The 13,184-nt window shown below is 62.7% G+C and carries 9 protein-coding genes and 1 pseudogene; 5 read left to right on the plus strand and 5 right to left on the minus strand.

Going from position 1 to position 13,184, the window contains the following annotated elements; translation table 11 throughout:
• The first annotated feature begins 87 nt into the window (after positions 1-87).
• A complete protein-coding gene (locus AC1PLU_RS00290; protein ID WP_481107346.1) occupies positions 88-1,245 on the plus strand; it encodes an ROK family protein in 1,158 nt (385 codons plus the stop codon).
• Between the two features lie 132 nt (positions 1,246-1,377).
• A complete protein-coding gene (gene avrBs2, locus AC1PLU_RS00295; RefSeq protein WP_481107347.1) occupies positions 1,378-3,528 on the plus strand; it encodes a type III secretion system effector avirulence protein AvrBs2 in 2,151 nt (716 codons plus the stop codon).
• Positions 3,529-3,612: 84 nt separating this feature from the next.
• Here avrBs2 and AC1PLU_RS00300 read toward each other — a convergent pair whose 3' ends face one another.
• The 3 genes from AC1PLU_RS00300 to AC1PLU_RS00310 form a co-directional block, all read right to left on the minus strand.
• Positions 3,613-5,388: a ribonuclease H-like domain-containing protein gene (locus AC1PLU_RS00300; RefSeq protein ID WP_481107348.1), complete on the minus strand. Its 1,776-nt coding sequence runs from the start codon at positions 5,386-5,388 to the stop codon at positions 3,613-3,615.
• Complete coding sequence (locus AC1PLU_RS00305; RefSeq protein ID WP_481107349.1) at positions 5,385-7,880, minus strand: DEAD/DEAH box helicase; 2,496 nt, start codon at positions 7,878-7,880, stop codon at positions 5,385-5,387. Before AC1PLU_RS00305 ends, AC1PLU_RS00300 begins: the two co-directional genes overlap by 4 nt.
• 132 nt (positions 7,881-8,012) lie before the next feature.
• Positions 8,013-9,161, minus strand: a complete 1,149-nt coding sequence (locus AC1PLU_RS00310) for a Fic family protein (RefSeq protein ID WP_481107350.1) — start codon at positions 9,159-9,161, stop codon at positions 8,013-8,015.
• 289 nt (positions 9,162-9,450) lie between these two features.
• Between AC1PLU_RS00310 and trhA (AC1PLU_RS00315) the strand changes: the two genes are divergently transcribed.
• Both trhA (AC1PLU_RS00315) and AC1PLU_RS00320 read left to right on the plus strand, forming a co-directional pair.
• Entirely contained in the window at positions 9,451-10,113 is a 663-nt protein-coding gene (trhA, locus tag AC1PLU_RS00315) for a PAQR family membrane homeostasis protein TrhA (RefSeq protein WP_481107351.1), read from the plus strand.
• A gap of 313 nt (positions 10,114-10,426) precedes the next feature.
• A complete protein-coding gene (locus AC1PLU_RS00320; protein ID WP_481107352.1) occupies positions 10,427-12,070 on the plus strand; it encodes an RICIN domain-containing protein in 1,644 nt (547 codons plus the stop codon).
• Positions 12,071-12,280: 210 nt separating this feature from the next.
• On the opposite strand, the gene AC1PLU_RS00325 is transcribed toward AC1PLU_RS00320, so the two are convergent.
• Positions 12,281-12,589, minus strand: a complete 309-nt coding sequence (locus AC1PLU_RS00325) for a hypothetical protein (RefSeq protein WP_481095797.1) — start codon at positions 12,587-12,589, stop codon at positions 12,281-12,283.
• Positions 12,586-12,798: a hypothetical protein gene (locus AC1PLU_RS00330; RefSeq protein WP_481107353.1), complete on the minus strand. Its 213-nt coding sequence runs from the start codon at positions 12,796-12,798 to the stop codon at positions 12,586-12,588. The genes AC1PLU_RS00325 and AC1PLU_RS00330 overlap by 4 nt, the downstream gene beginning before the upstream one ends.
• Here AC1PLU_RS00330 and trhA (AC1PLU_RS00335) point away from each other — a divergent pair.
• Positions 12,797-13,147 (plus strand): annotated as a pseudogene (gene trhA / locus AC1PLU_RS00335) (PAQR family membrane homeostasis protein TrhA); the annotation flags it as partial. The gene AC1PLU_RS00330 and the pseudogene trhA (AC1PLU_RS00335) overlap by 2 nt on opposite strands.
• Positions 13,148-13,184: the final 37 nt, after the last annotated feature.

Here is a 13,184-nt window from a genome sequence, read left to right on the forward strand (position 1 = left end):
CGGGCGGCCCCAACGCGGTGCCGCAGGCGGATTAAATTAATCTGCTTAATTTAAGCTTATGTGACAACCACTGCCCTTTTGCTTTCTATGTCTTCCTTCTTCGCCCACGCGGCCATTCGTTCGCATTACCGCCGCCGTAGCGACGGGCAGGCCGCCGGTTCCAGCGAGCGCGCGTTGCTGGATCTGATCCGCAGTGCCGGCCAGCTGGCACGTGCCGATCTGCCGCGCGCCAGCGGGCTCAGCGTTCCCGGCACCAAGGGCATCATCGACCCGCTGGTCGCACAGGGCCTGCTCCAGCTCGGCCCGTCGCTGCGGCGTGGTCGCGGCCAACCGAGCGTGCAGCTCAGTCTGGTGCCCGGCTACGCGTTCAGCGTGGGGGTCTCGGTGATGGTCGATGGCATCGCGGTGGTGCTGATCGACTTCGCCGGGCAGGTCCGCGGCATGCGCCAGCTCACGGCCTTCCCGCTGACGCTGGATCTGCTCGCGGCGCGCTTGCCGGAATTGCTGGAGCAGTTGTTGCAGGCGGCCGGTGTGGACCGGCAGCGGCTGTTCGGGGTGGGCGTCAGCATGACCGGCCCGCGCATCGGCGACGGCACCCGGGTCAATCCGCCGCTTTCGCTGGCCGCCGAATGGATGCAGGTGGAGCTGGACCGGTTCATCGCCGAGCGCCTGCAGTTGCCGGTCTGGATGGACAACGACGCCCATTGCGCCGCCCTGGCCGAGGCCTTGTACGGGGTTGGCCGCCAATCGCCGGATCTGGTCTATCTGACGATCGCCGACGGCTTCGCCGCGGGCGTGATCGCCGCCGGTAAGGTGCACCGCGGCGCGCACGGCAACGTGGGCGAACTGGGGCGCATCTCGGCCATCACCGGCATGGCGCGGCCAACGCTGGAAAGCCTGCGCCAGGCGCTGGTCGCCGATGGCCATGTGCTGCCGGACCTGCACACCATGCTGCAGCACTACGACGCAGCGTGGCCGCAGATCGAGGCCTGGCTGGATGCGGTGCAACCCACCGTGACGCTGGCGGTGGCGGCGATCATCGCGTTGATCGACCCGCGCGTCATCGTCTTCGGCGCGCGCCTGCCGGCAGATCTTGCGCAGCGGCTGATCGCCCGTATCGCTTTCGAATCCGCGCCACGGCGCGGCGTCGCATCGCCGTATCCGGCGTTGCTGGTCGGGCAGGTGCAGGCACACGCCACGGTGCTGGGCGCGGCGATGCTGCCGTTCAAGGAAACGCTGTTCTAGCGCAGGCGCCGGGCCACGTGATGCGGTGCGCCGGGGGCATCGTTTCGCATTGCGGCGGCAGACTTCGCCTCGGTTGCAAATTGTCATATGCCACGCGCTTTACTGGCCGCCCGCAGTGCTCTTGAGGTCGTCATGCGTATTGGTCCTTTGCAACCAGCCGCCACGCACACCACCGCGCTGGCAACACCCACGCACACCAGTGCCATCACCCCGATGGAGGTGCCGCACGTGCCAGGCGGCAATCTGCCCTTGCGTGCACGGCCTCGTCGCCAGGCCCTCATGCAACCACCGCTGGTGCCATTGAACGACAGCGCCATGACCGGCAAGCAGGCGTTGGTGGCACTGGACAGCGAGTTTTCGGAGCAGCGGCTGGCCGAAGTGCAGGCAAGGCAGATCACGGTGCAAGCGCTGCAAAGCAAGCTGGCCACCCACCTCGCGCAGGCCGGTATCGCGCCCGAGAAGGACAGCATTGCAGCAAAGCTTGCAGCTGGAGCGCTGCAGCCGGTGTATCTGGATAGAGCCGCGTTCAAAGCCATGGCCAAGGCGCTACCCGATTGCGCCAGTGCAGCGGGAGGCCCGGTGCTGGTCGATGCGCAGCAAGGCCGCATCATCTTCGATCTGCAGCGCGCGTTTGCGCCTGGCGACACCTTCAGCGACGCAGCCCACACTGCCTTGCGCAAGGCGCTGGATCTGCCCGGCCACGGGCTGACAACGCCGCACTGGCTGCAGCCCGCCGCCTCCACGCAGCCGCGCCGCAAGTTGCAGCAAGCCGCGCGCTACCACGGCCACGAGGTGCCGGCGCGCGACGGCGGTGCAGCGTTCTTCAATGCCAACGACCATCATCTGGTGGCCGGCAAGGACGCGCTGCTGCGCAAGCACCGCAAGGAGCTGGTTCACGACGCGTATTTCCAGGCGCCGAGCACGCGCGCGCTGGGCAAGGACGTGATGGTGCACCGGGGCTTGTTCGACAACCACGCCGGCATTCCGGAGAACTCGCTTGCCGCCATCGATCGCGCCTACGCACAGGGGTATCGCAACCTGGAGCTGGATGTCGAAGTCAGTGCCGACGGCGTGCCGGTCTTGATGCACGACTTCAGCATTGGACGCATGACCGACGACCCGCAGAACAGATTGGTCTCGCAGGTGCCGTTCGCCCAGTTGCGTGACATGCCGCTGGTGATCCGCAACCCGGTCGATGGCAACTTCATCAAGACCGATCAGACCATTGCCGCCGTGGAGCAGGCACTGGAGCACGCGTTGCAAAAGCCGGAGGCGATGTCGGTGGCGCTGGATTGCAAGGAAGACACCGCCGAGGCGGTGGCGATGCTGCTGATGCGCCGGCCGGATCTGCGCCAGGGGGCGGCGATCAAGCTGTATGCCAAGTACTACACGGGCGGCTTCGATCAATTCGTGTCCAATCTGTACAAGCACTACCAGATCAATCCGATGCACTCGCAGGATGCGCCCCGCCGTGCCGCGCTCGATCGCCTGCTGTCCAAGATCAATGTGGTGCCGGTCTTCAGCCAGGGCATGCTGGCCGACCCGCAGCTGCGCGATTTCTTCCCGGGCAAGGACGATGGCCCCGAGGGGCTGGCCGAGACCGCAGTGCAGTGGCTGGAAAGCTGGAACAAGATGCGCCCGGTCATCGTGGAGGCGGTGGCCACCGATCAGCAAAGCGCTGCGGGCAAGGCCATGGAACTGACACGCACACGCTTGCGTCAGCCGGACTCGGCTTACGCGCAGGCGGCATTTTCGTCCGGCTACCGGTATGAGGATTTCTCGCTGCCGCGCGCCAACCACGACAAGGACTATTACGTCTGGCGCAACTTCGGCGAGATGCAAAAGCTCAGCGGCGAAGCCTTTGGGATTCAGCGCACCACCGCCGGTGCCTTTCGCGACGCCGGCGAAAGCCTGTTGACCGACCAGCCCGAGGAAGAACTGCTCGCGCTGCTGGAAAACCGCACGCTGGCGCGTGGACATACCGGCATGGAACTGGACCTGCCGCCGGAAACCCCCATCGACACCGCACGCGATGCGGCGATCGTGGAGCAGCGCACCAACGAGTTCCGCGCCGCGTCCAAGCCAGCCGACCCGGCGCATGTTGCGGCAGTGCGCGAAGGCCGCCGTCTGGATCGTGCGCCCCAAGGTCCGCACGACGCCGCAGCAAGGCAGGCGGCGGATGTACGCGCCGAATCGCTGGGGCGATTGACCGATCAGTACCGCGGCGCACCGGTGAGCCATTACCTCAACGAGCAAGCCAAACAGATCGAGCCGGAGCAGTGACATTGGCGCAGTGATCCCGCGCTGGCATAGCGTGGCCCGGCGGCATGCGGGCCACGCTGTGCCAGCGCAGCGCCTGGTCCAGCGCTACGGCATCTCCAGCATCGGAATCACCTCGCGGTCCTGCGCGTCCACCGCCACCAGGCGTTGCAGCAACAGCGACAAGGTCACCACGTCCTGATGATTGTGCTCGGCCACGCGGCGCAGGTTGCGCGCGCTGCCGCCGCGCAGGTAACTCAACCAGGCGGCCGGGGCTTCGGAGCCGGGCAGGTCGTCCTCGCGCACCACGCGCAGCAGCTGTCGTTCGATGGTGGCCAGCTTGCAGTTTTCCCAGGTGCCGCGATAGCGGCGGCGGGTGGGGAACAGCAGATCCACATGATCCAACGCGGAGATCGGGTCGCCGCGGCGTGCCAGCCGATAGCGCGTCTTCAACAACGGTGCGTCGTAGCAGCGGCCGTTGTAGCTGGACAGCACCGTCTGCGGCGACAGCCAGCTGCGGAACAGATCCAGCATCGCGCTCTCGGCCGCCATCGTGGACATCATCAACTGACGCACGCGCAGCCCGCTGCCGTGTGCGTCGTCCATGTACCAATCGGCCACCCCGATCATGAAGGCGCGCGTGCCGGTGCCGCCGGCCAGGCCGGTGGTTTCGGTATCGAAGAACAGCAGATCCATCGGGTCTACCGCGTCCTCGCGTTTGGCGAACGCCAGCGACAAGGCTTCGTGCGGAATCGGCTGCGGTAGAAAGTCTTCGATCAGATGCAGGCCAGGCGCGATCTCGTTGCCGGGCAGATGGCGATCGGTGGACGCTGCGCGCGCCGGCGTGTGCGTTGACACCGCACGTTCGCGCAGGCCGATCATCTTGCGCAAGCCGGCGATATCGGTGCGTCGCTGCGAAGCGGGCATCGGTGCGATAGACGCTTCATGCGATGCAGGCAGACGCTTCGCAGCAGCGGCAGCGACATTTGTATCGGCATCGGCATGTGCAGTCGATTGCGACGGCGACGGCGACTGCAACGCAGATACCGGCCGGTGGCGCACGTCGTGCTCCACCCAGGCAAACACGGAGGCATCGCGCGCTGGCGTTGCAGCACCCGGTGCCTGCAAGGCGCGGCGCGTCATTGCCGGTGTCTGTGTCTGTGCCGGGGCACGCCGGTCACTGCCAGCGTCTACGTTGCCTGCCTGCGCGCTTGGCGCAGCAGCATCGCGCGGCGCAACGCGCCACCCCTGCGAGGTGGCACCTGACGCAGGCTGACGCTGCGCGCGCGTCGGCATCACCGCATCGTCCTTGCGCGCTGCAGGCGTCAGCCCGCCGACCTGACGACGCAGCAAGCGCAGACGTTCTGCGCTGACACCAGGGCCGCTGCCAGCCACCGGCGTTGCCGGGTCACGCGCCGGCTGTGCCGTTGCAGGCATTTCACTTGCGGCACGCGTGCGCGCATCGCCCACAACAACTGCTTCACCAGATGTTCGTCCGACCACTGCGGAGTGCATCTGTTGTGCAGGCGAAAGCATCATGCATTCGGTCGCGAACGCTGAGGTTTCATCGTCCACGCCGGTCTGCGCGATCGCCGGCGCATCGCAGGGCGAAGATGCACCACGACGCACCTCACGTGCGGCAACGTCGCCAGTAGGAGCAGCATCCACGACCGCGCGTGCCATCGCTGCATGCGGCGCAACACGCGCGCCTGCATTGGAATGCAGTTGGGGCACTCCAGCAACAGTTCCGGCATTCGCATCCACCGCAGGCGCTGCCTGCGCGCCGTGCGGTGCATCGCCGTCTGCAATCGTCACCGGCGCACGCACATCGGCATGCCCGGCCTGACGCCGCAGCAAGCGCAGCCGGTCCGCACTCACACTCATGCAAGCACGTCCAGCGCCAGGTCCTCGTCCACCTGGGTGGCGTGGCGCAACGGCGCATCCGCATCGAACAACAGCGCCAGCACCGTCAACGCCAGCGATTTGGGCGACTCGCCTTTACCTTCTTCGTGCGCGGCCAACACCGGCCCCACGCACGCCGGGCAGCCGGCGCTGCAATCGCAACGCCGTACCAACTCATCGGCGCGCTGCAGCAACTCGGCCTGGCGCAACCACAGCGGCTCGCTCAGGCCCACGCCACCGGGGAAGTTGTCGTACAGATACACCGTGGGCACGAACGCCTGCTGCAATTCCACCGCGCCTTCTTCGCCTTCTTCCACACCGCGCAGTTGCCCGCGCCCGGTCTGGTCGGCCACCGCAAACCACGCGCCATCGCCGTTGCCCACGGCTTTTTGCAGGTCGCGCGCATCGGCCATCACCGCCACCGTGGCCACCACGTGCAACGCGTAGGCCGCACCCAGAAAACCATCCAGCGCGTCCTGCTTGGAGGCGAACGCCTTGCCCAGCGTCGCCTGCGGCAACTGCCACCACACCGCCGTGGTGTGCAACTCCTGGTCGGGCAAATTGACCGGCCCGTAGCCGATGTTTTCATGCGTGTAATAGCGGATCTTCTTGTAGCCGGAGACGCGCCGCACCACATGCACCTCGCCGTGATGCGAGTCGCCACGCCCGGCCACGCCGCCGTCGAAGCGGTCCAGCACCTTCAGCTTGGTGTAGTCGATGCTGTCGGTGTAGTAGTCCACGTGGGTGCGCGTGACATAGGCCTTGCGGCCTTCCCAATCCAGCCGCTCCACCTGGTACGGCGTGCTCTGCACCATGTGGATGGCACCTTCGTAAAGCGTGAGCGCGGCGGCCGAATAATCCACCTCTGCGATGATCTGCTGCTTGCCGTCGGTCTTGTCCACCACCACGAAGTTGCCATCGGCCACCGAGCGCAGGCTCACTGCATTGGCCGGGTAGCTGTCGGCGATCCATTCCCAGCGGTCGCCTTCCTGGTGGATCACTTCGCTCTCGGCCAGCGCTTCCAGAAACACCAGCGGGTCGATCGGCCCGAACGGTTCGCTGGCAATGAACGGCAATTCGAATGCGGCGCAACGAATGTGATCGAACAGGATCAGCGGCTGGTCCGGCGCAATACGCGCATGCTCGGGCGAGGCATCGGCGAAGAAATCCGGGTGCCGCACCACGTATTGGTCCAACGGTTGCGAGCTGGCCACCAGCACGCCCAACGACGGCTGCTGGCGGCGCCCGGCGCGGCCGAAGCGCTGCCAGGTCGCTGCCACGCTGCCGGGGTAGCCGTTGAGGATCACCACATCCAGCGCGCCGATATCCACGCCCAGCTCCAGCGCCGAGGTGGAGACGATGCCGTCGATGTTGCCCGCGCGCATCGCGCGCTCCACTTCGCGCCGCTCGGTGGGCAGATACCCACCGCGGTACGCACGGATGCGCGGCGGCTTGCGCGGGTCGTTGTCGAAGATGTCCTTCAAGTATTTGGTCAGCACTTCCACCATCAGGCGTGTCTGCGCAAATACCAGCGTCTTCAGCCCGCTCTTGATCGCGATGCGCGCAATGCGGTTGCTCTGCGAGCGTGCGGAGGCGCGCAGGCCCAGGTCTGCATTGACCACCGGCGGGTTCCACAGCAGCACGTGCTTGTCGCCGGTGGGCGCGCCCGATTCGGTGATGGCATGCACCTGTTCTTCGATCAAGGCCTGCGCGTGCGCATGCGGGTTGCCGATGGTGGCCGAGCACAGGATGAACTGCGGATTGGCGCCATAGAAAGCACAGATGCGCTTGAGCCGGCGCAGTACGTTGGTGACGTGGCTGCCGAACACGCCGCGATAGGTGTGGATCTCGTCGATCACCACATAGCGCAAGTTCTCGAAGAACTGCGCCCACTTGGTGTGATGCGGCAGGATCGCCTGATGCAGCATGTCCGGGTTGCTCACCACGATGTCGCCATGCAGGCGGATCGCCTGGCGCGCATCGCCGGGCGTATCGCCGTCGAAGGTGAAGGCCTTCACCCCCAGCTCGCCGGCGCGGTTCAATTCCAGCAGCTCGGCCACCTGATCCTGCGCCAGCGCCTTGGTCGGGAACAGGTACAGCGCCTTGGCACCGGAGGTCATCGCCGCGCTCACCACCGGCAGCGTGTAGCACAGCGATTTGCCCGAGGCCGTGGGCGTCACGATTGCCACATGTTCGCCGCGCTGGCTCGCCGCCCAGGCGTCGGCCTGATGACTGTAGAGCTGCGTGATACCGCGCGCATGCAAGGCATCACGCAGCGCGCTGGGAACATCGTCCGGGATCGGCGCATAGCGGCCCTCGCGCCCGGGCAGGGTGAAGCTGCCGGTGATGCGGTCGTGGTAACGCCGTTCCAGGCGTTCGGTCAGCAGCGCGCCATCGCGGCTGGGCCGGCCATCGGTGGTGGCCAGCGCGCGTTCGGCGGTTTCGGTGCGGGGAGCGAGAGCAAACGGAGGCATATCACAAGGCTCCCAAAGAGGGAGATCAAACAAAAAGGATGTCTCAGGGTATGAGACCCGGCCCCAAGCGGCGAGCCTGCCTCACTGAGCGGATTCAGTAACGCGTGCCTTCATTGCCAGTGCGCTGTCGCTCTAAGCCCGCAACACGTTCACATAGGCTTGGTAGCTGAAGCTCTGCCCGCGTGCGCGGCCGGTGGTTTCCACCAGCACACCGATGTCCTGCAAGGTCGTCACGGCTGCGCGCGCGGTGGGGTAGGACACCTCCAGCGCTTGCTGGGCACGGTCGACGGTGAGCTTGGGCATGGTGGGCAGCAACTCGAACAGTCGTAGTGCTTGCAAGGTACTGCTGCCGGTACTCAGCACGCGTTTGCGATCGGCCGCGATCAATGCAGCGATTGCCACAATGCTGCGCTGTGCCTGTTCGGCAGAAGCCTCCACAGCATCCAGAAAGAATCCAACCCATGCTTCCCAATCGCCATGCGTGCGGATGGCTGACAGGTGCCGGTAGTAGTCGTTTTGGTTCGCTTTGAGGTAGCCGGACACATACAACAACGGCTCTGACAGCAGCTGCCAGTCTTCCAGCAGGGCCGCGATCAACAACCGCCCGATTCGGCCGTTGCCGTCCAGAAACGGATGGATGGTTTCGAACTGCGCGTGCACCAACGCAATCCGTACCAGCGGTGGCAGCGTGGGCTGCGGGTCATGGATGAAGCGCTCCAGATCACCGAACACCTCGGCCAGGCGATCGGCCGGCGGTGGCACGAATGCGGCATTCCCCGGCCGGGTCCCGCCGATCCAGTTCTGACTGGTGCGCATGCTGCCCGGCAGTGCGTGAGCTCCACGCACGCCAGCCAAGAGAATTCTGTGAGCCTCGGCAAGCAAGCGCAGCGAGATGGGCAGTCCTGTTGGCGCGTGCAGCTGCTCGCGGACAAACTTGAACGCCTGCAGGTAGTTGGTGACCTCTTCCACATCGTCAGCATTGGTCACCGCCAGCCCCGCCTCATCATCGAAGACATCGGTCAGGGTTGCCTGGGTGCCTTCGAGTTGCGACGTCAGCAGCGCTTCTTGCCGAACAGCGCTGTAGATCAGCCACTCGCTCGACGCCACCAGGCCCGCCATCCCCGTCAGCCGCGCCAGTGCAACTTCTGCAAGGCGATTACGCGCCAGGTAGGCGGCCGGATCCAGCACGGGAGCGGCCGGAGGCAGTGGAGCCGGAACGAACGCCCGCACGGTCTCGTCATGCGTCTTGATGACGGCATATGCGCCGGTGACACGTGTCATTCAAGGATCCTTTACGACCAATGCGGGCTATTAAAGGATGCCTTAATAAGCGGGCGTGTTGTTAAAACATCCTTTGATACCGATGAGCCAACGCAACGTGGCCGCGGGGCAGTCCCATCTGACCCAGTCCATCGTCGTGGTGGTCAGGGCACACCGAGCGTTCGTGACACCAGCGCCAAACCGGCGACCCTGCCTCACTGAGCGGATTCAGCAAGCCGGGTATCCTGTTGCCCCCGCTGCGTCACCGTTGGTCTGCACGCTGTGGGCTCCCCCACCTCGAAGAACCGCCGTGCCCGTGCCCCCCAGCGCCATTGCTCCGCACTACAAGACCGCTTCCGCCCGCCGCGCCGATGTCGCGGTGCATGCCGCAGGCCTGTTCCTGGCCATCGTCGGCGGCGCCTGGATGGTCTGGCGCGCGCATGCCAGCCAGACCATGCTGCTGGCCACCTGCGTGTACGCGCTGGGCCTGCTGGTGATGTTCGGCTGTTCGGCGGCCTACAACTTTGCCCCACCGCAGCGCCAACCGATGCTGCGCAAGTTCGATCACGCCGGCATCTTCGTCATGATCGCCGGCTCCTACACCCCCTTCCTGCTGGTCGCCCTCGACGGCACCTGGCGCTGGGCAATGATCGTGGCGGTGTGGAGCGTGGCCTTGTTCGGCGTGTTCGCCAAACTGTTCCTGCCCGGCATCGCCAAGGGCTTCTGGGTGGCGATCTACCTGCTGCTGGGGTGGGCCGGCATCGTGGTGATCAAGCCGTTCGTCGCCGGCCTGGACAGCACCGTGCTGTGGCTGATCGCTGCCGGCGGCGCGTTCTACACCGTGGGCGTCACCTTCTACGTGCGCAAATCGCTGGTCTACAACCGCGCCATCTGGCACGCCCACGTGCTGGGCGGCGCGCTCTCGCACTGGTGCGCGATCTGGTTGTGCCTGCAGCCGTTGGCAGTCAGCTGAATGCTGGTGTGAGCTAATGCTATTACTTGCGTTTTATGAACTTTGTTTACAAATAAACCGAGTAGATTTTAAGATGCAGGGGAGGAAGCCGGTTCATCACAATGTTTTGAGCAAAAAATGAACTGGCCGATATGCCGTAGTGAGTAGCACGACAAATATATCGTCGATAATGAGTGAAGGGTTATATGGTCGAGCGCGGCTTGAAGTAAATAAAAATTAAATTTTATTTTTTCTACCGAGTGGACTTCTATTCTTAAACGCGGTGGTCAGCAATCCGCCAGGTTGCTAAATATGATCGATGTGACTGGCATGGGTGAAAAATAAGGGAACTATCGCCGAAAGGCTAATGGAGGATGTCATGAACAGGTTAGTAAATATCTTAGCGGTGGTTGTAACTATTTTCGCTTTAACATATTCAAAAGAAGCTTTCGCCCAGCTTCAAATATGCTCCAACAGTGCCGTGCCGGAAGGATACGTAAAAACTGCTTTACAGCGCGCTACCAACTGTGGTTCAGGTCTGGCATGGACGGTGGAATCCCCGAGTGAAGGGAAGTTGATTTGCCGTAGTTCAAAGATACCTGATCCTTATGTAATTACTCCGTATGGAGACAACAATACGACTGTTTGTGGCGAGCCGCGAGTACGTATCAATGCTGCCCGTAACAACATCACGATATGCTCTGACTCACCCATAGCTAAAAACTATGTGATAACAAACGTGAGTTCAGTTCCGCAAGGCTGCTTAGCAGGGCAATTTACGATCCAGCAGGCTCGTAACGGCATACTGGGGTGTGGGAATAGCCCCACACCAGAGGGGTACGTATTTACCTCAAATAGTGACTCCTTAAATTGTGGTTCTCTACTTGGCAAGACGCGCCGATATGAGCTGCCACGAAACCAGATGCTGATTTGCGCTGACTCGCCAGTGCCTAGCGGTTATGTAATAACTCAGGCGTACAACAATAATGGCCAAACTTGCGATCTAGGACAATATTTTATCCAGGTTCCATACACAGGGATTGTAGTTTGCCCCGTATCTCCAATTCCAGGTGGGTGGTACCAATCTGGAACGACCTCTACAAATTCATGCACTAGCAACTTTCCGTCCGGAATCGTCCTTGCGAAAAATCCAGCTCCTCCAAGTCCGCCCCTTACACCGACCCCTACACCGACCCCTGGCCCGACCCCTTCAGTATTTGGAGCGCTTATCGGCATGGGCAGTAAATGCCTCGATGTGGAAGCGGGGGCTAAGTCAAACGGTGCATCAATTCAGCAGTATTCTTGCAACGGCAACGAACAACAAGTTTGGTCACTTGAAGCTGGTACAGGTTACTTGCGAAGCGTTCCAAGTCAGCGCGTACTTGATGTAGCGGGATACGGAACATCGAATGGATCCGTACTTCAACTATTTGACCAGTTGGGCGGTAAAAATCAACAATGGAGTTTCACATTTGCATCAGTTGTCGGTATCAATGGGAAAGTTCTGGATGCCGTTAACGGCTCTAGTGCTAATGGCACCAAGCTGCAGCTATGGGATTGGTTGGGTAATACTCAGCAGCGATGGAACTATGATCCAATCAGCGGTGAAATTCGGGGGGTTGGTGGGAAATGCTTAGATGTTGAAGGTGGTTCTACGGCCGACGGTGCAAATGTACAACTATGGGACTGCAATGGCTTCCCGCAGCAAAAGTGGAAACTTGGGCGTAACGGCTCAGTGCAGTTTGGTGGTAAATGTTTGGAAGTCGCTAATGGTCAAGCAAATAATGGATCTCCAATTAGAATGTGGAGTTGCAACGACGGTGCACATCAGCAGTGGCAGCTAATCGGAGAGCTTCGAAGCAATGCAAGCAATAAGTGCCTTGCCGATCCTGGCCGTGGCTCGGTGAATGGGTCTAGGACATATATCTGGGAATGCACCGGAGACGCCAATCAAGTCTGGTCATATTCGGGATTCTAATCGGCAGTAGACTTTTTTAAAAAGCCTTAGATGGTGCCAGGGATACCCTGGCGCCATTCAAATTCAGAAAACCAGGTATGTCCGTTTTACTTTAAGTGGCATTTAGCATGTAGCGTGTCCCAATATTTGACCGAGTGCTGGGCGGATGTTATGGGAGGCCAAGAAGTTGTCAGTTATTTCACTCGAATTTATCTCTGACGCATCTTCACGCTAGAGCTTGGTCTTCAACACCGCCTCGAACGCCGCATCCGGCGCAATGCTGTCGGAGAGCACGATCACCGTATGCAGCTGGCCCTTGGCCTGCACGCTGTACTCGAAGCCCACCGGCGTGCCGCTGCGGCTGAAGACCTCGATCTCGCTGTACTCGCCGAGCTGGCCTTCATAACTCTCGCGCTCGAACCCATGCTTCTTGGCGAAGTTGCCGGCCGCCGTGTGTGCGCCTTCCCACACCGCGTCCTCGTATTTGATCGGCTGCAGCAGACTGACCAGCTGAGTCGCGCATGCGGTGGTGCTGGTCACGCCGTAGCCATCGTCTCGCCCATCAACGGGATCTTGCTCACGTTGCGCTTGGGCGTGGCGGTGACCGTGCAGCCAAGCTGCTGCAGATCGGCAAGCGTGAAGTGTTCGGCCTCCGGTCGCGGCGCGCTGGCGGTGCCAGCGCCGTTGCAGGCAGACAACACGCTTACAAGGGCAAGCGGCAAACAGGTGCGTAAGGAAAGGTTCGACATCGCCGGCTCCTACACCCCCTTCCTGCTGGTCGCCCTCGACGGCACCTGGCGCTGGGCAATGATCGTGGCGGTGTGGAGCGTGGCCTTGTTCGGCGTGTTCGCCAAACTGTTCCTGCCCGGCATCGCCAAGGGCTTCTGGGTGGCGATCTACCTGTTGCTGGGGTGGGCCGGCATCGTGGTGATCAAGCCGTTCGTCGCCGGCGGCGCGTTCTACACCGTGGGCGTCACCTTCTACGTGCGCAAATCGCTGGTCTACAACCGCGCCATCTGGCACGCCCACGTGCTGGGCGGCGCGCTCTCGCACTGGTGCGCGATCTGGTTGTGCCTGCAGCCGCTGGGTGGGGTGTAGCGCGCTGTCGATGGCGTCGACCGGTCGCGCCTCCCCG

It is taken from the genome of Xanthomonas sp. NCPPB 2933, from assembly GCF_056725225.1.